Here is a 21,499-nt window from a genome sequence, read left to right as displayed (position 1 = left end):
CAAACTCCTTACCAAGGTATGCATTCACTCTGAAAAATGCCGTCTTCCAGCATACACGAGGCCTCGCGCGCCCCGTTTGGTTTATCGTGTAATAACTTATGTCCATCCTGCCTCGACGACACATCCGCCGTCGGGCACGACATACCTGGAGGTCAATATATGGGTCCTCGCCAACGACAGGGACGCAGCCGTTCAAAGACGCATGCCCTGCCCATAATCCTGCTCTCGTTTTTGGGCTTTCTGCTGATTGCGGGCGTGGCGTTTGGCATCGGCATGGTCGGCAACGTCAACCGCTGGCTGTCCGATCTGCCCGACTACACCGACGCCAACGCGTATCTGGTGAGCGAGCCCACCGAGATCGTCGACTGCAACGGCAACAAGATCGCGAGCTTCTACACGCAAAACCGCAAGTCCATCACCAAGGACGAGGTCTCCCCCTACGTGCTGCAGGGCACCGTTGACGTCGAGGACGAGCGCTTCTACGAGCACGGCGGTATCGACCTGTGGGGTATCGCGCGTGCTGCGGTGGCAACCCTCGGCGGCGGGCACGAAGGCGCCTCGACTATCACCCAGCAGCTGGTGCGCAACACCATCCTGCAGGAGGAGCAGTTCGACTCGACCATCGAGCGTAAGGTGCGCGAGGCCTACATCGCCGTCAAGATGGAGGACATGTACTCCAAAGACGAGATCCTCATGATGTACCTCAACACCATCTATTACGGCCACGGTGCCTACGGCATCGAGGCCGCAGCCGAGACCTATCTGTCCAAGAGCGCCGCCGATCTCACCCTCAGCGAGGCCGCGCTGCTCATCGGCCTTCCCAACTCGCCCTCGCAGTACGACCCCACGGTCAACCCCGACCTAGCGCTGTCCCGTCGCAACAAGGTCCTCGACAACATGTTGCGCCTGGGCCACATCACGCAGGAGGAACACGATGCCGCACAGGCCGAGCCCATCACCCTCAACGTGACCGAGATTTCGGGCAGCGGCGTCGACGTATACTCGCAGCCCTACTTTGTCGCCTATGTTAAGCAGCTGCTGGAGCAGGAGTTCTCGACCGACGTGCTCTTTAAGGGCGGCCTGACCGTCAAGACCACCATCGACCCCACGATGCAGCAGGTGGCAGAGAATGCCGTTCGCGAGCAGCTCGACACGCTCTCGCTCGACGGCCTGGACATGGGCATGGTCGTCGTCGATCCCAAGACCGGCTACATCAAGTGCATGGTGGGCGGCTACGACTACAACGCCGACGAGAACCACGTAAACCATGCCACGGCCAAGCGTCCCGTCGGCTCCACCTTTAAGGCCTTTACACTGGCAACTGCCATCCAAAACGGCATGAACCCCAACGTCACCCTCAACTGCAACTCGCCGCTCAAGGCCAAGGGCACCACGACCGAGGTCCAAAACTACGCCAAGCATAGCTATGGCAACATCACGCTTAAGCAGGCGACGGCATACTCCTCCAACACCGGCTACATCCAGGTGGCGGAAGCCGTCGGCAACAGCAAGATCATCTCGCTCGTCAAAAAGCTCGGCATCGACCCCGCCAAGGACAACATCGAGGACGTTCCCGTCATGACGCTCGGCACCGGCTCGATCTCGCCGCTCGAGATGGCCGCCGCCTACGCGACGTTTGCCAACGGCGGCTACTATCGCCAGCCGATCGCCATCACCGAGATTGACTCTCGTACCGGTTCGGTGCTGTACCAGCACACCGACAATCCCTCACAGGTGCTTACCGAGGGCGAGGCCGCCGCGGTCACCGATGTTCTGTCCGGCGTCATGCAGGGCGGCGGTACGGGTGCTGCCGGTGCCCTGAGCGTCAACCAGCCCTATGCCGGCAAGACGGGCACCACCGACAACACCACCAACCTGTGGTTCTGCGGCTATACCCCGCAGCTGGCGTGCGCCCTGTGGACCGGCTATTCCGCGGGCGAGATCCCCATCCAAAAATACGGCACAGACCTGCTGGGCGACAGCACCAACCTGCCTGTCTTTAAGCGGTTTATGAACACCGTTCTGACCGGTACCGAGCGCGAGGAGTTTGCGACCGGAACGGCGCCCACCTACAAGAACAACAGCGTCTGGAAGTTCTACGGCACCAACAACTCCAAGAAGACGGAGAACGACGACAAGGACGAGAACGAGGACGAAGAGGAAACCACCACAACGACTACCACGACGACCACGACCACCGAGACCACGGGCGACGACACCACCGGCGGCACCGGTACGACCGGTGGCTCGACGGGCGGCTCCACTGGTGGTTCGACCGGCGGCGATGGCGGCACGCCTACGCCTACGCCTACGCCCACTCCCGACCCCTCGCCCACGCCTGACGATACGGTCGGCTAGAAATCATCCGGCCATAAGCAACAAGGCCCCCGAGCAGCCTATTGAACTGCTCGGGGGCCTTTTAGTTTGAAGCGACCTGGTGGGCGGTCTTTATACCGGCGAACAAAAAAGGGGGGTACCGACCAACGTCGATACCCCTTACAAACCACTATGTCAGCGCGCACGGTGCCGAGCGCACGACCCGCACGCCCACTTGCGAGAATTGCTCAGCTTATTGATCAGCGCCTCGAGACGCTCGCCGTCCTCGGCCGTCTGGGCAATAACCAAAATCGTATCGTTGCCGGCAAGCGAGCCAAGCACATCGGGCAACTCTGCCGCATCAACGGCGGCGGCGATACCGGAAGCCGTACCAGGCTGAGCCTTGATCATAACCAGATTATCGGTGCGCAGAACGCCCGTTACGAGCTCGGAAACCATACGCTGCAGGTGCAGGTCCTCTGCCAGAACATAGATGCCCTCAGGGAGCTTACGCAGCCCCATGTCGGCAATATCGCGAGAGACAGTCGCCTGCGTGCAATCAAAGCCCATAGCGCGGAGCTCATCGACCAGCACGCGCTGCGTGCGGACGTCCTTATTGCGCACAATATCTCTAATGGCATCCTGGCGCCCATTGCGTTTTTTAGCCATACAAACCCTCTCTCCAAAAGATGGCGGAGACAATCAATCAGTGATTGAATAGTTTAACGCTATTTGAAGGCTTTTGTGTATAAGAACGCATTTCGAAACAATTCTATGCAAGTTTGTTTCGAAATGAGCCGTTTAGGCGGTTTTTGCGCCCGTCCGGTTAAGAAAAGCTGCCAGATGCGTACACATCACGCAGCGCGCGGGCTTGGCGCTGGCGATCGGCCCAAACAACAGACCGAGCCCCCGATGGTTATCCTTGAGCGCGGCGACCATCTGACGGGTTCGAGGCGCATCGAGCATATCACGCATGCGGGCGGAACGCTCGATTGACGACACCCCATGCGGGCTCAGACACAAATTCTCGATGCAGGCGACCAGTCCGGCAAAGTAGAACTTTTGGCTTGCCAGCTTGAGCCGACCACCGCTGTCTGCTTCCGAGAGTGAGTCCGCAAGCTCGTCGAGCGCTCGAGTGTCATCGGATACCTTGGCATACATGGTGGGATCAAAGGCATCTGTAAGTTTAGGTGCCGCCGTGTGGAAACAAGCATCGCCGCAGCCGGACACGCATCGTGTCTGCGAAAGCGCGCATGCCATAAACCCAACTGTGCGAAACACCTTGTCGCACAAAAGGCATGCCTCAAACAGCGAGCGGCTGTACATCACACCAGAGGTCTGAACGACTAGGCCGCCTAAAATCAACTGAGGCAGCCCGGCCACCATCGAAGATTTGCTATCAATGGAAATATGAGCAGCATCCAAGACGCGCGAATGGCGCTCTCGATGTGCATCATAGCGGTCGAGCGACACCGTGGGGAGCACTATGTCTGCCGTAGTATCGCACGCGATATTGACCATCTTGGAAAGGGACTGCGGAGCAAACCACTCATCGGCGTTCATAGCGATGATTTGAGAGCCGCGCGAGGCAGCAAAACCGGCACGAAGACAAGCGCCGCGCTTCGCGTCCTCGACGTCAATCAAATCAATATGGATGTCCCTGTCGGCAGCAACTTGAAGCGAATGGCGCACACCGGGCGCAGCATCGCGGCAGACAACGACAATCTGCAAATCGTAGAGGTCTTGGTTCTGGATACTCTCGAGCGCACGCATCGCATAGCTGGGCGAACCTTCTACCACAAGGATCACCGAAAGTCGCGGATGCGAGCCACGTCGAACCAAGTTATCCGTCCTCTCGACAGCAGTGAATCAAACTGTCGTTCATGGTACACCCCGGCAATAAAAGCAATGAGACACCGGTTGTATTGCACGCCAAGAACAGATGTTGCACACGCGCAGCCCACAGATGACAGGTGCCGACGCACGACGCGCCGAGCCCTCCCCTAGTCGAGCACGACAAGCTCGGCGGGATCGTAATCCACGCCCATAAACGTAAGGCCGCAGGCAGGAGCCGTGGGGCCCGCAGCGGTACGGTCGCAAGCATCGATGACCTCACGCATCCACTCGGGTTCACGGCGATGCATGCCAATCTCGACAAGCGTGCCCACGATCGTACGGACCATCGAATGCAGGAACGCATTGCCCTCGATGGTAAACGTCAGGATGTCCTCGCCAAACGCAATCTCATGGCCAAACTCGGCACGCATCACGCAGCGGTGCGTGGGCTTGCCCACGGCAGACGCCACCTTGCAAAAGCTCTTGAAGTCCTGCTCGCCCAGCAGCGCGGGACAGGCCGCAGACATCGCCTCAACATCCAATGGGTAGCGATGCCACCACACCGCACCGCGCGAAAGCACAGGGCGCGCGTCGCGATCGGCAATACGGTACGTATACGTACGGGAACGCGCATCAAAGCGTGCAGAAAAGCCTTTACGGGCCTTGTAGACCTCGTTTATGGCGATATCTTTGGGCAGGAGGGCATCCATAGCCCTCAGCCACCTACGGCGCGTCAAAGCCAACTCAGCGTCCGTTACGGGCACGCTGATAAACTGTGCCACCGCATGCACGCCGGCATCGGTACGTCCCGCACACGTCAGGTCGATCGGACGGCGCAGGAGCGTCTCAATAGCTCGACGTAGCTCACCCGCAACCGTCGTCTCTCCCGGCTGCTCGGCAAATCCGCTATACGACGAGCCATCATAGGCCACGCGAAATACGAGCGTGGCGTCAAGCTCGGAAATCGAATTGAAATCAGACGGCGCAGTCATGGGCGCTCCCAACAAACAAGCAACGGTATCGCGACAAAAAAAGAGGGGTACGCGAACGTACCCCTCGAATATAGCCTATGCAGACGGATTGTCTACTCAGCGGTCTCCTCAGCAGGAGCCTCCTCGGCAGCCTCGACCTTCTTGGGAGCAGCGGCCTTCTTGGGGGCCGGAGCAGCCTTCTTAGCCTTAGGCGTGCAAGGCTCGGTGACGAGCTCCATGATAACGATGGGAGCGTTGTCGCCCTTGCGGTTACCGAGCTTCATGATGCGGGTGTAACCGCCGTTGCGGTCCTGCCACATGCCCTGAGCAGCCTTGTCGAAGATCTCGGCAACGAGCTGCTTATCGCCGAGCTTGGCGATAGCCAGACGACGAGAGTGCAGGTCGCCCTTCTTGGCCCAGGTGATGATCGGATCGACGACCGAACGCAGCGCCTTAGCGCGGGTCTCGGTGGTCTTGATGCGGTCGTTCTCGAAGAGGGCCTTAGCAAGGCTCTTCTTCATGGCCTTGGTGTGGCTCGCATCGGTGCCGAGCTTCAGGCCCTTCTTAACGTTATGACGCATGGTCTAGTTTCTCCTCAAATATGCGAAGCATTAAGCCTTCAGGCTCAGGCCCATGGACTCAAGCTTGTCCTTCACTTCCTCGATCGACTTAACACCGAAGTTACGGATGTTGAGCAGATCGTTCTCCGAGAACTCAACGAGCTGACGGACCGAGTGAATGCTGGCGCGCTTAAGGCAGTTGTAAGAACGGACGGAAAGGTCCAGATCCTCGATCTGCTTGTCCAGCTCAGCGTTGTCGTTGGTGACCTCGGGAGCGAAGATCGAAGCCTCCTCCTCGACCTCGGGGGTCTCGGCAAGGTTCATAAAGGCAGCCATATGCTGGTTAATGATATTGGCAGCCTGGACCACGGCGTCGCGCGGGGCGATGGAGCCGTTGGTCTCGATCTCGAGGACAAGGCGGTCGTAGTCGGTGTGCTGACCGACACGGCAAGCCTCAACGAGCTTGGCGCAACGGGAAACCGGCGAGTACAGCGAGTCGACGTGGATCACACCGATGGGATCGTTGTCGCGTTTGTTGGCCTCGCCAGAAACATAGCCGCGGCCATAGCCGATGCGCATGCTCATGGTGAGATGGCCACCCTCGGTGAGCGTAGCGATGTGCTGCTCGGGGTTGACCAGCTCAAACTCGGACGGAATAAAGAAGTCCGCACCGGTGACCTCGCAGGGGCCGTCAACCGAAATGGTGGCGGTCGCCTCGTCGGTCGTGCCGAGAGCCCTGAAGACAAGACCCTTGACATTCAGGACGATGTCGGTGACATCCTCGACCATGTTAGGGATGGTCATGAACTCGTGCTGCGCGCCATCGATCTGAATAGCCTCGACGGCGGCACCCTCGAGCGAGGACAGAAGAACGCGACGAAGGGAGTTACCCAGCGTATCGCCGTAGCCACGCTCGAGCGGCTCGACGGAGACACGAGCAGACGTCTCGTTGATCTCTTCGACCTGAACCTGAGGCCTAATGAATTCTGACATGTATTACCTCCAGCCTCAGCAGCCCGGATGGACTACTTAGAGTAGAGCTCGACGATGAGCTGCTCGTTGATATCACCGCTGATCTGCTCACGCGTCGGCAGAGCGAGCACGTTACCAGACAGCTTCTCGATATCGACCTCGAGCCAGCCAGGAACCTCAAAGCGCTCGGAGGAAATCAGGGCCTCCTTGATGGGGAGGAGGTCACGGAACTTCTCGCCGACAGCGACGACGTCGCCGGCCTTGACGCGGTAGGACGGGATGTCCACGCGCTTGCCGTTCACGGTGAAGTGACCATGACGGACGGACTGACGAGCCTCTTTGCGGGTGCGGGCGAAGCCAAGACGGAAGACGACGTTGTCGAGGCGAGACTCAAGGATGATCATGAGGTTCTCACCGGTGACGCCGTTCATCTTGCGGGCCTTGTTGAAGTAGCCGTGGAACTGCTTCTCCAGAACGCCATAGATGAACTTGACCTTCTGCTTCTCGCGCAGCTGCATGCCGTACTCAGATTCCTTGCGACGGCGCTTGGGCTGACGGATAGATTCCTTCTTGCTGCTGTAACCGAGCTCAGCGGGATCGATCCCGAGCTGACGGCAGCGCTTAAGAACAGGAGTCCTGTCGATTGCCATATTGATACGATCCTTTCAGTTACACGCGGCGACGCTTCTTGGGGCGGCAGCCGTTGTGCGGAATGGGGGTCTTGTCCTGGATGCTCGAGACCTCGAGGCCAGCAGCCTGGAGGGAGCGGATGGCGGTCTCACGACCGGAGCCGGGGCCCTTGACGAAGACGGAAACCTTCTTCATACCGTGCTCCATGGCCTGCTTGGCAGCAGCCTCGGCAGCCATCTGGGCAGCGAACGGCGTGGACTTACGGGAGCCCTTGAAGCCCACCTGGCCAGCCGACTTCCAGGAAATGACGTTGCCCTGGGGATCGGTGATCGAAACGATCGTGTTGTTGAACGTAGAACGAATGTGAGCCTGGCCCACGGAAATGTTCTTACGGTCCGCGCGCTTCAGACGGGCAGCGCGAACGTTCTTCTTAGCAGTAGCCATCTATCTAGCGCTCCTTATTTCTTCTTCTTAGCACCGATCTGACGCTTCGGGCCCTTGCGGGTACGAGCGTTAGTGTGGGTGCGCTGGCCGCGGACCGGGAGGCCCTTGCGGTGACGAAGGCCGCGGTTGCAGCCGATGTCCATAAGGCGCTTGACGTTCTGGTTGCGCTCACGGCGGAGGTCGCCCTCAACCATGATCTGGTTCTTATCGATATAATCGCGGATGGCGTTAACCTCATCCTCGGTGAGGTCCTTAACGCGCGTATCCACGTTAACGTTGCACTCGACGCAAATCTTCGTCGCAGTGGTGCGGCCGATGCCGTAAATGTAGGTCAGACCGATCTCAACGCGCTTCTCACGCGGGAGGTCGACACCATTAATACGGGCCAACGTAGTCTCCTCTCTTAACCCTGACGCTGCTTATGACGGGGGTTCTCGCAAATGACGAGGACCTTGCCATGGCGCCTAATGATTTTGCACTTATCGCACATCTTCTTGACCGAAGGACGTACCTTCATCGTTCTTCCTTTCGGTAGCGCTCAAACTACTTCCCTACTATCTACTCGCCCAGCCGCAGGCGTTTAAAACTATGGCTGGTCTTCACACACAATCCGACCGTAGGTTGAGCTAAGCCTGCAGTCGGAAATGGAGTGCGTGTATGCGTGCCGCTATTTGTAGCGATAGGTGATGCGGCCGCGGGTCAGGTCGTACGGGGAAAGCTCCACGACAACCCTGTCACCGGGGAGAATACGGATGTAATTCATTCGGATCTTGCCAGAAATGTTGCACAGAACCGAATGACCGTTCTCGAGCTCGACCTTAAACATGGCGTTGGGCAGCGGTTCCTTTACCGTACCCTCGAGCTCAATTGCGTCTTCCTTCTTCACAAGCAATCATCTTTCTCTAGAAAACGACAGCGATTGAGTATTCTACAACACGTATGCACGCATCGTAATAACTTCGTAATGGCTCCACAACTAAGTGGAACTTGTTACATTTCTCCGCCTTGGAGCGAACACCAAGCACCTTGGGCATCCGTGGTGAGAATCACCGGCCCGTCATTGGTAATGGCGACGGTGTTCTCGTAGTGCGCGGCGGGCAGGTGGTCGTTGGTCGTAACAATCCAACCGTCGGAGCCCGTGCTCACATGGTTGGAACCCATCGTGACCATCGGCTCGATGGCAATGACCATGCCGGCCTGGAGGCGAACGCCCCTCCCCTTCTTTCCATAGTTAGGAACGTTGGGGTCCTCGTGCATCACGCGGCCAATGCCATGGCCCACATAATCACGAAGCACGCCGTAACCGTGAGACTCGGCGAGGGACTGAACGGCATAACCGACGTCCCCGATATGGTTACCGGGAACAGCCTGCTCGATGGCAGCCTTAAGGCAATCACGCGTGACCTCGCACAAAGCCTTGGCTTCGGGCGTGGGGGTGCCGACGAAAAACGTCCAAGCGTTATCGCCGACCCAACCGTCGACAACGGCTCCCGTATCGATGGAGATGATATCGCCATCGCGCAGGATCATGTCGGGGTTGGGAATACCGTGGACCACGGCATCGTTGATCGATGCGCAAATGGTCCCCGGGAACCCGCCGTAACCCTTAAAGGCCGGGGTGCCGCCATGCATGCGGATAATCTGCTCCGCGAGCTGATCGAGCTCAAAAGTCGAAACGCCGGGACGCACCATGGCTCCAACGTGGCGGAGCGCCATCTTAGATAGCGCTCCTGCCTTCTTCATCTGCTCGATTTGCGTTGCAGACTTAATCTTGATCATAGACCGAGAGCCTCTTTGACATCCCCGTACACGGTCTCGCGAGCCTGGTCACCGTTGACCGACTTGAGCAGACCCTGGCCACGATAGTAGTCGACGAGCGGGCTCGTGGACTTCTCGTAGACGTCGAGACGGTTCTTGATGGTCTCGGGCTTGTCGTCGTCGCGCTGATACATCTCGCCTGCGCACTTGGGGCAGGTGGCATCGGCAGCGGTGCCGGTGTAACCGCAGGCGCGGCAGGTGCGACGCGAAGACAGACGATCGATAATGACCTCGGGGGCCACATCGACCAGAAGGGCACAGTCGATCTCGCGACCCATGGCGGAAAGCTCGGAATCGAGCGTCACAGCCTGGGCGGTGTTGCGCGGGAAGCCGTCGAGGATGAAGCCCTGCTGGGCGTCATCGGCGGCAAGGCGCTCCTTGACAAGGTCGATCACGAGCTGGTCGGGAACGAGCTCGCCAGCGTCCATGTACTTCTTAGCCTGAATACCAAGCTCGGTGCCACCCTTGACGGCAGCACGCAGCAGGTCGCCCGTGGAAATATGGGCGACGCCAAACTCGGCGACGAGCTCCTGTGCGACGGTGCCCTTACCGGCACCCGGAGCTCCGAGCAATACGAGGTTCATGAGCAATCCTCCTCTAGCCTATTTAAAGAATCCATCGTAATCATACATCTTGATCTGGCCTTCGAGCTTATCGACCGTGTCGAGCACGACGCCGACCATGATGAGGATGGACGTGCCGCCAAATGCCTGGATCAGATGGTTACCCGTGAAGGAGAAGATGATCGAAGGCACGATGGCGATGAGCGCCAAAAAGACAGCGCTGGGAAGCGTGATCTTGTTAAGCGCGTTCTTGATGTAGGCCGCGGTAGCCCTACCCGGACGGACGCCCGGAATAAAGCCGCCCTGCTTCTTAAGGTTATCGGCCGTGTCATCGGGGTTGAACACCATGGAGGTGTAGAAGTACGCGAAGAACACGATGAGGACAACGTTAAGCACCCAGTTGAGCCAACCGGTCGAAAGCGCGGAGGCAACTGCCTGAATCCAGCCGATGCCGGGGAAGAACACGGCAATCTGAGCCGGGAAGTACAGCAGCGCCGAAGCGAAGATGATCGGCACGACACCCGCGGTGTTGACCTTGATGGGCAGGTAGGTGGTCTGGCCACCCATCATGCGACGGCCCACGACGCGCTTGGCGTAGGAGACCGGGATGCGGCGCTGGCCGCGCTCAAGGAAAACAATCAGCGGGATAACCAGCAGAATGATGGCGCAGATGATCACCATGGTGATGATGCCACCGGCATTGCCCTCAGTGCTGGAGAAGATAGCCTGCGGCAGACCGGCCATGATGTTCGCAAAGATGATCAGCGACATGCCATTGCCAATACCGCGCTGGGTGATGAGCTCACCAATCCACATGATCAGCATGGCGCCCGCGGTGAGCGTACCGACAATCATGAGGTCGAAGATGATCTCGGGAGCGCCGGCGCCATTGAAGCTGATGCCGAAGCTCTTAAAGAGGAAGAGGTAACCCACGGAGTTGAGGATTGCCAGAGCCAAGGTGAGGTAACGCGAATACTGCGTAATCTTGGTCTGACCGACCTCGCCCTCGCGGGCAAGCTCATGCAGGGAAGGCACGACGGCCTGGAGCATCTGGAGGATGATCGAGCTGGTGATGTAAGGCATGATGCCCAGCGAAAACACCGACACATAGCTCAACGCGCCGCCAGAGAAAAGATTCAGGAGGGCCATAGCACCTGCGGCGACCGAATTGTTATCGGTCGAGAAAAGGCCCAGCATCCCCTGGAAGGGAATGCCGGGCACAGGAACGTGCGCACCAATGCGGTACACGACGAGCATAGCTATGGTAAAAAGAATCTTTTCGCGCAATTCTTTGATGCGGAAAGCATTCTTAAGACCATTTAGCACGGCAGCTCGACCTTTCCGCCGGCGGCCTCGATCTTGGCCTGCGCAGAAGCGCTGACCTTGTCGACCTTGACCGTGAACTTCTTGGTGAGCTCACCATTGCCGAGCACCTTGACGGGCTCGAACTCGCTCTTGGTGATGCGAGCGGCCTTAAGAGCGGCACCGTCGATCACAGCGCCGTCCTCGAACTTACGCTCGAGACGCTCAACGTTAACAGCGGTGTACTCGATACGACGGGGGTTACGGAAGCCCGGAAGCTTGGGCAGGCGCATAGCCAGCGGAGTCTGGCCACCCTCGAAGCCGGCACCCTTGGTGCCGCCAGAGCGGGAACCCTGGCCCTTCTGACCGCGGCCAGAAGTGGTGCCGTGACCCGAAGAATTGCCACGGCCGACGCGCTTGCGGTTCTTGGTGGAACCGGGCGCGGGAGTAAGATCGTGAAGCTGCATTTGCTACTCCTCTACAATCTCGACAAGGTGCTTGACCTTGAAGATCATGCCGCGGACGGACTCGTTGTCAGCAATCTCGCGAACCTCGCGGATCCTGTGGAGACCGAGGGCACGGACAGTACGGACCTGGTCCTGCTTGCAACCGTTGGTGCTGCGGACCTGCTTGATCTTGATGGTGTCAGCCATGCTTAGTTCTCCTTACCGACGAACATCTCGGAGACCGTCAGGCCACGGCGAGCCGCGACGTCCTCAGGGCTGGAGAGCTCCTTGAGGCCCTCGACGGCAGCCTTGATGATGTTGAGGCCGTTGTCGGTACCGAGGGACTTGGACAGGACGTTCTTGATGCCAGCAAGCTCAAAGAGGGGACGCACAGCGCCGCCGGCGATAACGCCGGTACCCTCGACAGCGGGCTTGATGATGATGCGGCCGGCACCAAAGTGGCCGAGAACCTCGTGCGGGATGGTGCCCTGCTCGGTCACCGGCACGTGGAACATGTTCTTCTTGGCATCGAGAGATGCCTTGGAGATGGCCATGGGCACCTCAGCGGACTTGCCCATGCCAACGCCGACGTTGCCCTTGCCGTCGCCAACGACGACGAGAGCGACGAGGCTCATGCGACGACCACCCTTGACGGTCTTCGACACGCGGTTGATGTAAACGACGCGCTCCTCGAACTCGGAGGCCTCGCGCTGCTGCTTCTGATTACGAGCCATGTGCTACATACCTCCTAGAACTCGAGACCGGCGGCACGAGCACCGTCGGCGAGGGCCTTGACGCGGCCATGGTAGATACGGCCACCGCGATCGAAGGCGACCTTGGTGATGCCGGCCTCGATGGCGCGCTTGCCAACGAGCTGACCGACCTTCTCCGCAGCCTCCTTGTTCGAGGTGTGGGTGCCCTTGAACTCGGCCTCGAGGGTCGAGGCAGAGACGAGCGTCAGGCTGGAGCCCTTGCTGTCGTCGATGATCTGGGCATAGATGTTGGCGTTAGTACGGGTCACGCGAAGACGCGGACGCTCGGAGGTACCCGAGACCTTGCCGCGAACACGACGCTGACGACGCTTGAGGCCTTCCAGCTTCGCCTTATGCTTGTTCATACGTAAACTCCTAAAAAGGTTGATCTTGCCAGCACCTGACGGGGTGCTGGTCTTATGCGAGTGAGTCGGTTACGACTACTTGGCGGCCTTACCCAGCTTGCGGCGGATGTGCTCGCCAACGTAGTGGATACCCTTGCCCTTGTAAGGCTCGGGAGGACGATGGCCGCGGATCTCAGCGGCAATCTGACCGACCTGCTGCTTGTTGATACCCTTGACGTTCACGTGGGTGTTGTCGGGAACCTCGAAGGTGATGCCCTCGGGAGCCTCGACGATCACGGGGTGCGAGAAGCCCAGGGAGAACTCGAGGTTCTTGCCCTTCTGCTGCACGCGGTAACCGACGCCGGCGAGCTCGAGCTTCTTCTCGAAGCCCTCGGAAACGCCAACAACCATGTTGTGGATGAGGGCGCGGGTGAGGCCGTGGCGGGCACGGGTCTCACGCTCGTCGTCGGGACGGGAAACGGTGAGGACGTTGTCCTCGACGTTGATAGCGAGCTTCTCAAAGACATCGAGCTCGAGCTGGCCCTTGGGGCCCTTGACGACAACGTTGTTGCCGTTGACTGCCACTTCGACTCCGGCGGGAATCTGGACAGGCTTATTACCGATACGAGACACGGTGATCTCCTTTCCTTCTACCTACCGAGCGAATTACCAGACGTAAGCGATGATCTCGCCGCCGACGTTGTGCTTGCGAGCATCGCGGTCGGTCATGACGCCATGGCTGGTGGAAATAATGGCGGTACCAAGGCCACCGCGGACGCGGGGCATGTCGGCAACGCCGGTGTACTTACGCAGGCCCGGCTTGGAAATGCGGCGGATGCCGTTGATGACCTTAGCCTTCTTGGGACCATACTTAAGCGTGATGTGCAGAGTCTTCTGGGGAACGGTGTCCTCGACATCGTAGCCCTCGATGTAGCCCTCCTCGTGCAGAACACGAGCGATCTCGACGAGCTTCTTGCTGCTCGGCATGGAGACCGTGGCCTTGTTCACAGAGTTAGCGTTACGGATGCGCGTAAGCATATCTGCGATCGGGTCTGTAAGGTTCATACAGATTCTCCTTCGTTCTTGATGAACACGTGCTCTTGGTTCTTCGCCGCCCTTAACGGCAAAGCCTTTTTAGCGCGTTTTCCCTGTTCCAAACTGATGCTTGAAACGCTGGTAGTGACTTACCAGCTGGCCTTCTTAACGCCGGGAAGCTCGCCCTTGAGTGCAAGCTCGCGGAAGCAGACGCGGCACAGGCCGAACTTGCGGTACACAGAGTGCGGACGGCCGCAGCGCTGGCAGCGCGTGTACTCACGAGTAGAGAACTTCTGCTTGCGATTGCACTTGACGATCATCGATGTCTTAGCCACTTATATCCTCCTCACATAGAGTATTGTTCGCCCCAAGCGCCGCCCCCTTGTGGGAACGGCGCTTATAGGGCAGGTGAACCTATTTCTTGAACGGGAAACCGAAGGCGTCCAGAAGGGCCTTGGCCTCCTCATCGGTGTTGGCGGTGGTCACGAAAGTGATGTCCATACCACGCTGGTGATCGACGGAATCGAAGTCGATCTCGGGGAAGATGAGCTGCTCGGTGACGCCCATGGAGAAGTTACCACGGCCGTCGAAGCTCTTGGCGGAAATGCCGCGGAAGTCGCGGATACGGGGGATCGCGACGGAGGTCAGACGATCGAAGAACTCCCACATACGGTCGCCACGCAGGGTAACCTTGCAGCCGATCGGCATACCAGCGCGCAGGCGGAAGGTAGCGATGGACTTACGGGCACGGGTGATCATCGGCTGCTGTCCGGTGATGGCGCGCAGGTCGCGCACGGCACCGTCGATGGCTTTGGAATCGGTAGCGGCCTCGCCGACACCCATGTTCACGACGATCTTCTCAAACTTGGGGATCATCATGACGTTCTCGTACTGGAACTTGTCCTGAAGCTGCTGCTTGACCTCGTTGTTGTACTTGGTCTTCAGACGCGGCACATACTTCTCTTCTGCCATTGTTCACTCCTTCTTGGGGTTTTAAGCACGGGGCGTGGCCACGATGGGTTGTCCTCGTGCCTCCTGGCTGCATCCGCGCCGCTCATGGCATTTTGCGGTTTGGACTCGACGCAGCAGGAGCCGACAAAACAATCGGTACTATACGCGCATCGTGAGCGTATTTCCAGAAAAACCTCGTCTGCCTGCACAACTCCACAACTCCCCCGCACAAATGGGTCCCAACAAGCAGTTGCGGTGAAATAGGGACTGTTGGGCGGCCTAACAGGCTTAAACAATCCGTATTTCACCGCAACTTATTGGTGGGGATGCGATTAGCGCTTGCGGGGGACGAGCTTGGTGCGGCGCAGGTGGATCATCTCGGCGGCGATGGAGATGGCGATCTCCTCGGGGTCCTCGGCCTCGATGGCAACGCCGATCGGAAGGTGCAGCTCGCCGATCTGGTCCTGCGTAAAGCCTTCCTGCTCCAGGCGGGCACGCACAAAGGCCGTCTTGCGGCGCGAGCCCAGACAGCCCAGGTAGGCAGGCTTGGCGCGCATGGCCTGAATCACCACGTCGATATCGGACTTGTGACCCGCCGTGGCGACGACCACCAGGTCGCGCGGACCGATGGGGCACAGCTCGCTCAGGTTCTTGTAATCGACCAAGCGACGATCGTAGACACCGGGCACCCAATCGGGGGTCAGCGTGCCGGGGCGGTCGTCGCACGCCACGACGGCAAAGCCCGCCGCCGTGAGCACCCGCGCCGTCGCGGCGCCCACGTGGCCGCAGCCAAAGATATAGGTCAGGCCCTCGGGGCAGAGCGTCTCGATGTGCGCCGCGGGAATTTCGGAGGCGGCGTTGGTGTAGGTGACCTTACTCCCCTCCTCCACCAGCGAAAGCTCGGGGCAGCCGGCAATGGTATGGCGCGATGCCTCGCCATGGTACTCGACCACATCGCCCTCCAGGGCCTGAATGACAAACGGTTCAAAGTCGATGACGAAGTCGCCGATACGTCGATACGTCAAGACGTCGGCAATTTCCTGGAACAACGGTGCCTGGATCGCATCCAGATGCAGATAGCACAGGCAGATGGCTCCGCCGCAGATCATACCGGTATCGGAGTTCTCGCCGCCCATGGTGTAGCGGACCAGACGCGATTGCCCCGCGGCCAGCAGCTCTCGCGCCTCGTCCAGCGCAAAAAGCTCGATCTTGCCGCCGCCGATGGTGCCCGCCTGGCTACCGTCGGCAAAGACGGCCATCCAGGCGCCCACGCCGCGCGGCGACGACCCCGCCGTGCCGGCCACGACCACGAGCTCGCACGTCTCGCCAGCACGCAGGGCGACAAGCGCCGCATTCACAGCATCGAGCTTTTCCATTGCCGCCTTCTATCCTCTAAAGATATCGGTAAGCATAGCGAGTGCCTCGAGCACGCCGCCGCCGACCGACGTCGCCTTGTCCGAAATGTAGTTGATATAGCTGGCATCGCCGCGCGGATCGACATCGGCGCATTTAAAGCCCTCAGTCACCTGCACGCCGTTCGCCAAAAGCCCGCGCAGACAGCCATCGATCTGCGTGCACATGGGCGAATCGCCCGCGTAGCCAATCACGTCTCCGGCGCTCACGATGTCGCCGATCGCGCGGTCGGACCGAAACACGCCGGCGGCGGGGCTGTGGATAACGCGCTCTCTGCCATAGCCAGCGATAATGCCCGGCACGCCCGTGTTGGGTTGGGGCGAACCCTGGGTAATGACACGGCCCAGGAAATGCCCGCGCATGGTCTCGACCACGGCGTCGCAATCGACCGGCGCGGTAAAGCCCGGCCCCACGGCGATGACGGTAGGCGCCATGTCGCGCGTGGTGCCCAGGTTGCGCTTGGCCAGAATCGCGTCGACCACAGCCGCGGGTTTAAGCTCATCGAGCATCTTGGCCTGAGGGTCCACCACGACGGCAACATCCCCCGCTTGGGTAATCTCGAGCGCCTCTGCCGGCGTCTGCGCCAAGCGAGCGCGAATGCCCTCGACCTGGACCTCGCCCAGGCGAATAGCCTCGCAAAAACTGATTGTGCGGCGGATGCACGTGGGAACCGCGATATCGGCCATAACGACCGACACGCCGGCGCGCACCAAGCGAGCGGCGACACCCGTGGCGATATCGCCGGCGCCGCGAACATAAACGAGCATTCCCGGGGCACCTCCCTGTGCTACGGTTTGAGCAGAGCAAAAGCGGTTCGACCGCTACTCTGATGATTATTTATTATCACAGTATTATACGGCGGTGAACAGATGGAAACGGTTAGCGGCAATCTTGCCTCGGCGCTCAGGATCGAGCCGGGCATTACCGCGATTATCGGCAGCGGCGGCAAGTCGACGTTGCTCAAAACGCTGGGTCTTGAGCTCATGCGCGCTGGCGGCCGCGTGCTCCTCTGCACCACCACGCATATGCTTCCCGTTGCCGGCGTGCCATGGGACGGGTCGAATCGTCGCCTGGACGCCGCGCCTTGGAAGCCAGGTGCCCCACACGCCCCAGGCTGCACCTGCGAGGCCTGCGCGGGGCTTGCACGCGGAGGCATCTGCCAGGCAGGCATCTTGGACCCGGAGACAGGCAAGCTCTCCGCCCCCGCCGAGCCACTCGGCGAGCTGGCACAGCGCTTTGACTATGTGTTGGCCGAGGCAGACGGTAGCAAGCGACTCCCGCTCAAGGCGCATGCCGCCTGGGAGCCGGTAATTCCCGCCGCCACGGCAAACGTTGTCTGGGTCGTCGGCGCCTCGGGACTGGGCAAACCCGTCGCCGAGGTTGTCCACCGCCCCGAGCTCTTTTGCGAGCGTTGCGGCTGCGAGCTCACCGACACTGCCACCCCAGAGCGCGTCGCCCAGGTGCTCAATGCCGAGCTGCGGATGCTGAACCTCAACAATGCCCGCATCATGCTCAACCAAGTCGACACGCTCAGCGACCCCACGATGGCCGACCGCTTCGAGGCAGCTCTCGACCACCCCGTCGTCGCCAGCAGCCTCAAGTAGCCGGCCCCATCTCCTCAGTTGCGGTGAAATACGGACTGTTTGGCCGCCCGACGGCCGCAAACAGTCCGTATTTCACCGCAACTGAGGAGGGGACACGGCATCTTTGCTGCTAGCGGGGGACGTAGCGGCCGGGTTGGGCTCCAGTGGGCTCGCCGTCGCGTGCCACCAGCACGCCGTTCACAAACACGACCTTGGCGCGGCCATGTGCCCCAAAACCCTCGAGCGGCGTGTAGTCCACAGCTTGATGCTGTGTCGCGGCACTGATTGTCCAGCGCGCTTTGGGATCCCACACGCACACATCGGCATCGGCGCCCTCGGCAAGACAGCCCTTGCGCGGGTACATGCCAAACACGCGCGCCGGGTTCTCGCTCATCAAGCGGCACAGATCCTCGGGTCCCAGCTGTCCCTCAAAGCTCGTGGCAATCGCGACGGGACGATGCTCCACGCCGGGCCCGCCGTTGGGAATCGCGCGGAAATCGTCGCGCCCGCGGTCCTTTTGCCCGTGCAGGTTAAAGCTGCAATGATCGGTCGCAATCGTATCGATCTCGCCGGCCACAAGCGCCTCGCGCAGCGCGGCACGGTCGCCGGCATGGCGCAGCGGCGGGCTCATCACGTACTTGGCGCCCGCAAAGCCGTCCTCGCCCTGCTCCAGATAGCAGGTGTCGTCGAGCATCAGATACTGAGGGCAGGTCTCGACATAGATATTCTTCTGCCCGCGCGCCTTGGCCGCACGAATGGCCTCGAGCCCCAACTTGGTCGAAAGGTGCACCACGTTGACTGGGGCGTCGCCGGCCAGGTGCGCCAGATACAGCAGGCGGCTCACGGCTTCGGCCTCACACACGTCCGGGCGGCTGAGCGCATGCCCCTCGGGCCCATGAATCCCCTGCTCGTACACGCGCTTCTGCAGCTCATTCACCAGCGTACCGTTCTCGCAATGCACGCACAGTATGCCGCCAATACGCTTGAGCTCCTCGAGCACCTCGAGCGTCTCGGCATCGTCCAGGCGCAAATGATCGTAGGCAAAGTAGGTCTTAAACGACGATACGCCCGCCTCGCGCATAGCCGAAAGATCGGCGCGGTTGCGTTCATTCCACTCGGCGAGTGCCATATGAAAGGCGTAGTTGGCCGTGCAGGTTCCGTCGGCACGGCGATGCCACTCGGCCAAGGCATCGGGCATGGTCACGCCGCGATCAGCCGTCGCGTAGTCCACGATGGTCGTCGTACCGCCGCAGGCAGCCGCACGCGTGCCGGTCTCAAAGCTATCGGCCGTCCAGTCCATGCCGGTCCAGCACTGCATGTGCGTGTGCCCATCGATAAAGCCCGGGAACACCCAACAGTCCGTGGCGTCCTGGACGGTATCGTCCTCACCCGGCTCAATCGCCGCGGCAATCCGCACAATCTTGTCGCCCTCCATGGCAAGATCGGCGCGGCGAAGCCCCTGGGGCGTCACGAGCGCGCCGTTTTTGATGATGATCATGTTGCTCCTTATTGATTAATACAGTTGGCCACGCGATCAAAATACGAGCAGGCGGCGATATGCTCCGTTATGCGTTGCTGCCCCTTGGCGGTATCGACGTCCCACAGCTCGTAGGCACGCGCCTCGACCAGCACCACATCGGTACGGTCCTTGAGGATCGAACCGCCGCCGTCCTTGCCCTCAAGACGTATGAGCGCATCGAACAATTCCGCCGGAAAGAGCACCGGACTCGAAGGCTCACCGTTGCACGCAAGACGCGCCGGATGTTTGCGGCCACGCTCGTCAAATGCACGAACCATAGCCTCAAAAGAATCCAAACTCACGAGCGGCTGGTCGCCCGGCAAAAAGAGGCAACCTTTCCAGTTGCGTTCTGCCCCCCACGAAAGGCCGGCCTTAATGCTTTGACTGCGCAGCTCGCCATCGTGCAGCACGCACGGGCAATGCTTGTCCTCGCAAATCTGAGCGACCTCGGGCCAACGCGTCGAAACCACGACGTCAAAGCCCCGGGGAACCGAATCGATGGTCCGGGCAATCAGCGGCTCGCCATAGATATCGGCAAGCATCTTGTTAGAGCCAAACCGCTTGCCCTCGCCCGAAGCCATAATGACGCATCCAAGTTTCATGGTGATACCTCCCCTGAAACCATCGTACCCATAACTCGCGCCGCGGGCATCCACATCGAAAGCGCTTATCCCGCACGCCCGCGATGCAAAAAAGGGGCACCCCGCCGGTTGGCAGAGCGCCCCCTTTACATGGCTTACCTCAACCCGGCTTTAAGCCTGGAGCCAACGGGCGGTGTTGCGCTCGTCGAGGGCCTTGAGGGTAGCGGCGGGATCGGCAACCTTCTGCAGGAACATCATTGCAGCGATGGCGTACGGCTTGTAGCTGGCCTCCTTGTACATGCCCACGCGGTGCATGTCGAAGACGTCGGCGTTAACCTCGCCGTGCTCGCAGGAGACACCGGAGATGTCGGCGGGCAGCGGGTGCATAAAGATGGTGTCCTGGCCGTTGGCAGTCTTCTCCATGAGCTCGGTCGTGGAGCACCAGTCCTGATGGGTGGCGTTCTGGGCGAGCAGCTCCTTCTCGAGCGCAGCGATGCCGGCGTCGTCGCCCTCGGCGTACAGATTGGTACGCTTCTCCATTGCGGCAAACGGAGCCCAGCTCTTGGGGATCACGATGTCGGCGCCCTCGAAGGCCTCGGCCATGGTGTTGACCTGCTTAAAGGTGGTGCCGGACTCGGCGGCATAGCCCTTGGCGCGCTCGACGACCTCGGGCATGAGGTCGTAGCCCTCGGGGTGGGCCAGGGTGACGTCCATGCCAAAGCGGGGCAGCAGGCTGATCAGCGACTGCGGGCAGGACAGCGGCTTGCCGTAAGAGGGCGAATAGGCCCAGGTGACGGCAACCTTCTTGCCCTTGAGGTTCTCGAGGCCGCCAAACTCGTTGATGAGGTAGAGCATGTCGGCAGAGGACTGCGTGGGGTGATCGGAATCGGACTGCAAGGAGATGAGCGTGGGACGGTGATCCAGAACGCCGTCCTCGTAGGCCTGCTGGACAGACTCGGAGACCTCGGCCATATAGGCGTCGCCCTTGCCGATGTACATGTCGTCGCGGATGCCGATGACGTCGGCCATAAAGGAGATCATGGTAGCGGTCTCGCGGACGGTCTCGCCGTGGGCGATCTGGGACTTCTTCTCGTCCAGGTCCTGCAGCTCAAGGCCGAGCAGGTTGGCGGCCTTAGAGAAGGAGAAGCGCGTACGGGTGGAGTTGTCGCGGAACAGGGAGACGGCAAGACCGGAGTCGAAAATCTTGGACGAAACGTTGTTCTCACGCAGCTCGCGCAGGGCGTCGGCGACGATGTAGAGAGCCTTGAGCTCATCGGTGGTCTTGTCCCAAGTGTGCAGGAAATCGCTGCCGTACATACCCTTAAAATCGAGGCCGTTCAGCTGCTCGACGAGCTCGGTAAACTTAGCGTCCATGGAAATGTCCTTTCTAAAGATGAAACGATCGCAATGAGTAGATGTGCTCCGGCATGCGCGTGTGGCAGAACATGCAGAGCACCATGACG

At 60.1% G+C, this 21,499-nt stretch carries 28 protein-coding genes; 2 read left to right on the top strand and 26 right to left on the bottom strand.

The annotated features are described in order from the left end of the window. Positions 1 to 159 precede the first annotated feature (159 nt). Complete coding sequence (locus tag ABHR63_RS03975; RefSeq protein ID WP_346964939.1) at positions 160 to 2,358, top strand: transglycosylase domain-containing protein; 2,199 nt, start codon at positions 160 to 162, stop codon at positions 2,356 to 2,358. Between the two features lie 153 nt (positions 2,359 to 2,511). Here the strand turns inward: ABHR63_RS03975 and ABHR63_RS03970 are convergent, their stop codons facing one another. The 23 genes from ABHR63_RS03970 to yqeB form a co-directional block, all read right to left on the bottom strand. Further along, positions 2,512 to 2,985, bottom strand: a complete 474-nt coding sequence (locus ABHR63_RS03970) for an arginine repressor (RefSeq protein WP_346965873.1) — start codon at positions 2,983 to 2,985, stop codon at positions 2,512 to 2,514. A 132-nt stretch (positions 2,986 to 3,117) separates the two neighbouring features. Continuing rightward, entirely contained in the window at positions 3,118 to 4,116 is a 999-nt protein-coding gene (locus tag ABHR63_RS03965) for a glycosyltransferase family 2 protein (protein WP_195239306.1), read from the bottom strand. 203 nt (positions 4,117 to 4,319) lie between these two features. Next, complete coding sequence (truA, locus tag ABHR63_RS03960; RefSeq protein WP_271737056.1) at positions 4,320 to 5,144, bottom strand: tRNA pseudouridine(38-40) synthase TruA; 825 nt, start codon at positions 5,142 to 5,144, stop codon at positions 4,320 to 4,322. 92 nt (positions 5,145 to 5,236) lie between these two features. Further along, complete coding sequence (rplQ, locus tag ABHR63_RS03955; RefSeq protein ID WP_055287451.1) at positions 5,237 to 5,704, bottom strand: 50S ribosomal protein L17; 468 nt, start codon at positions 5,702 to 5,704, stop codon at positions 5,237 to 5,239. A 30-nt stretch (positions 5,705 to 5,734) separates the two neighbouring features. Then, positions 5,735 to 6,676 carry a DNA-directed RNA polymerase subunit alpha gene (locus ABHR63_RS03950; RefSeq protein WP_006235276.1) on the bottom strand — a complete coding sequence of 314 codons (942 nt, stop codon included), beginning with the start codon at positions 6,674 to 6,676 and terminating at the stop codon, positions 5,735 to 5,737. Positions 6,677 to 6,708: 32 nt separating this feature from the next. Then, positions 6,709 to 7,305 (bottom strand): 30S ribosomal protein S4, encoded by a 597-nt coding sequence (gene rpsD, locus ABHR63_RS03945; protein WP_006235275.1) that lies wholly within the window; start codon positions 7,303 to 7,305, stop codon positions 6,709 to 6,711. Between the two features lie 19 nt (positions 7,306 to 7,324). Then, positions 7,325 to 7,729: a 30S ribosomal protein S11 gene (gene rpsK / locus ABHR63_RS03940; RefSeq protein ID WP_006235274.1), complete on the bottom strand. Its 405-nt coding sequence runs from the start codon at positions 7,727 to 7,729 to the stop codon at positions 7,325 to 7,327. A 14-nt stretch (positions 7,730 to 7,743) separates the two neighbouring features. Continuing rightward, positions 7,744 to 8,118 (bottom strand): 30S ribosomal protein S13, encoded by a 375-nt coding sequence (rpsM, locus tag ABHR63_RS03935; RefSeq protein WP_022094275.1) that lies wholly within the window; start codon positions 8,116 to 8,118, stop codon positions 7,744 to 7,746. A 14-nt stretch (positions 8,119 to 8,132) separates the two neighbouring features. After that, the gene (gene rpmJ / locus ABHR63_RS03930) at positions 8,133 to 8,246 is read right to left on the bottom strand and encodes a 50S ribosomal protein L36 (protein ID WP_006363204.1); all 114 of its coding nucleotides are present in this window, start codon (positions 8,244 to 8,246) and stop codon (positions 8,133 to 8,135) included. Between the two features lie 150 nt (positions 8,247 to 8,396). Further along, positions 8,397 to 8,615 (bottom strand): translation initiation factor IF-1, encoded by a 219-nt coding sequence (infA, locus tag ABHR63_RS03925; protein WP_035137443.1) that lies wholly within the window; start codon positions 8,613 to 8,615, stop codon positions 8,397 to 8,399. 104 nt (positions 8,616 to 8,719) lie between these two features. After that, positions 8,720 to 9,508 (bottom strand): type I methionyl aminopeptidase, encoded by a 789-nt coding sequence (map, locus tag ABHR63_RS03920; RefSeq protein ID WP_006235270.1) that lies wholly within the window; start codon positions 9,506 to 9,508, stop codon positions 8,720 to 8,722. Continuing rightward, positions 9,505 to 10,131 carry an adenylate kinase gene (locus ABHR63_RS03915; RefSeq protein WP_055252238.1) on the bottom strand — a complete coding sequence of 209 codons (627 nt, stop codon included), beginning with the start codon at positions 10,129 to 10,131 and terminating at the stop codon, positions 9,505 to 9,507. Before ABHR63_RS03915 ends, map begins: the two co-directional genes overlap by 4 nt. 18 nt (positions 10,132 to 10,149) lie before the next feature. Next, the gene (gene secY, locus ABHR63_RS03910) at positions 10,150 to 11,436 is read right to left on the bottom strand and encodes a preprotein translocase subunit SecY (protein ID WP_035137447.1); all 1,287 of its coding nucleotides are present in this window, start codon (positions 11,434 to 11,436) and stop codon (positions 10,150 to 10,152) included. Next, positions 11,430 to 11,879 carry a 50S ribosomal protein L15 gene (gene rplO / locus ABHR63_RS03905; protein WP_006235267.1) on the bottom strand — a complete coding sequence of 150 codons (450 nt, stop codon included), beginning with the start codon at positions 11,877 to 11,879 and terminating at the stop codon, positions 11,430 to 11,432. The genes secY and rplO overlap by 7 nt, the downstream gene beginning before the upstream one ends. A 3-nt stretch (positions 11,880 to 11,882) precedes the next feature. Further along, positions 11,883 to 12,065 (bottom strand): 50S ribosomal protein L30, encoded by a 183-nt coding sequence (gene rpmD, locus ABHR63_RS03900; protein WP_006235266.1) that lies wholly within the window; start codon positions 12,063 to 12,065, stop codon positions 11,883 to 11,885. A 2-nt stretch (positions 12,066 to 12,067) separates the two neighbouring features. After that, positions 12,068 to 12,592, bottom strand: a complete 525-nt coding sequence (gene rpsE / locus ABHR63_RS03895) for a 30S ribosomal protein S5 (RefSeq protein WP_006235265.1) — start codon at positions 12,590 to 12,592, stop codon at positions 12,068 to 12,070. A 14-nt stretch (positions 12,593 to 12,606) separates the two neighbouring features. Beyond that, positions 12,607 to 12,975, bottom strand: a complete 369-nt coding sequence (rplR, locus tag ABHR63_RS03890) for a 50S ribosomal protein L18 (RefSeq protein ID WP_006235264.1) — start codon at positions 12,973 to 12,975, stop codon at positions 12,607 to 12,609. A 75-nt stretch (positions 12,976 to 13,050) separates the two neighbouring features. Further along, positions 13,051 to 13,587 (bottom strand): 50S ribosomal protein L6, encoded by a 537-nt coding sequence (rplF, locus tag ABHR63_RS03885; protein ID WP_006235263.1) that lies wholly within the window; start codon positions 13,585 to 13,587, stop codon positions 13,051 to 13,053. A 33-nt stretch (positions 13,588 to 13,620) separates the two neighbouring features. Further along, positions 13,621 to 14,019, bottom strand: coding sequence for a 30S ribosomal protein S8 (rpsH, locus tag ABHR63_RS03880; protein WP_006235262.1), 399 nt, complete (start codon positions 14,017 to 14,019; stop codon positions 13,621 to 13,623). Between the two features lie 119 nt (positions 14,020 to 14,138). Then, positions 14,139 to 14,324, bottom strand: coding sequence for a type Z 30S ribosomal protein S14 (locus tag ABHR63_RS03875; protein WP_022094280.1), 186 nt, complete (start codon positions 14,322 to 14,324; stop codon positions 14,139 to 14,141). A gap of 79 nt (positions 14,325 to 14,403) precedes the next feature. Further along, positions 14,404 to 14,961, bottom strand: coding sequence for a 50S ribosomal protein L5 (gene rplE / locus ABHR63_RS03870; protein WP_006235260.1), 558 nt, complete (start codon positions 14,959 to 14,961; stop codon positions 14,404 to 14,406). 311 nt (positions 14,962 to 15,272) lie between these two features. After that, complete coding sequence (locus ABHR63_RS03865) at positions 15,273 to 16,316, bottom strand: XdhC family protein (RefSeq protein ID WP_346964938.1); 1,044 nt, start codon at positions 16,314 to 16,316, stop codon at positions 15,273 to 15,275. Between the two features lie 9 nt (positions 16,317 to 16,325). Beyond that, positions 16,326 to 17,120 (bottom strand): selenium-dependent molybdenum cofactor biosynthesis protein YqeB, encoded by a 795-nt coding sequence (yqeB, locus tag ABHR63_RS03860; RefSeq protein ID WP_196025270.1) that lies wholly within the window; start codon positions 17,118 to 17,120, stop codon positions 16,326 to 16,328. 102 nt (positions 17,121 to 17,222) lie between these two features. Here yqeB and yqeC point away from each other — a divergent pair, with 102 nt between their 5' ends. Continuing rightward, positions 17,223 to 17,957: a selenium cofactor biosynthesis protein YqeC gene (gene yqeC, locus ABHR63_RS03855; RefSeq protein WP_196025271.1), complete on the top strand. Its 735-nt coding sequence runs from the start codon at positions 17,223 to 17,225 to the stop codon at positions 17,955 to 17,957. A gap of 109 nt (positions 17,958 to 18,066) precedes the next feature. Here the strand turns inward: yqeC and hydA are convergent, their stop codons facing one another. The 3 genes from hydA to ygeW all read right to left on the bottom strand — a co-directional run bounded on the left by hydA (position 18,067) and on the right by ygeW (position 21,410). Further along, positions 18,067 to 19,434 carry a dihydropyrimidinase gene (hydA, locus tag ABHR63_RS03850; protein WP_196025272.1) on the bottom strand — a complete coding sequence of 456 codons (1,368 nt, stop codon included), beginning with the start codon at positions 19,432 to 19,434 and terminating at the stop codon, positions 18,067 to 18,069. Positions 19,435 to 19,442: 8 nt separating this feature from the next. Then, entirely contained in the window at positions 19,443 to 20,057 is a 615-nt protein-coding gene (locus ABHR63_RS03845) for a nucleotidyltransferase family protein (protein WP_346964937.1), read from the bottom strand. A 150-nt stretch (positions 20,058 to 20,207) separates the two neighbouring features. Then, positions 20,208 to 21,410, bottom strand: a complete 1,203-nt coding sequence (ygeW, locus tag ABHR63_RS03840) for a knotted carbamoyltransferase YgeW (protein WP_055287465.1) — start codon at positions 21,408 to 21,410, stop codon at positions 20,208 to 20,210. Between the last annotated feature and the right edge of the window lie 89 nt (positions 21,411 to 21,499).

The organism is Collinsella aerofaciens (genome assembly GCF_039752775.1).
GTDB classification, from domain to species: Bacteria; Actinomycetota; Coriobacteriia; order Coriobacteriales; family Coriobacteriaceae; genus Collinsella; species Collinsella aerofaciens_R.
Note: the sequence above shows the minus strand (reverse complement) of the source record. Positions and strands in the feature narration are given on the sequence as shown.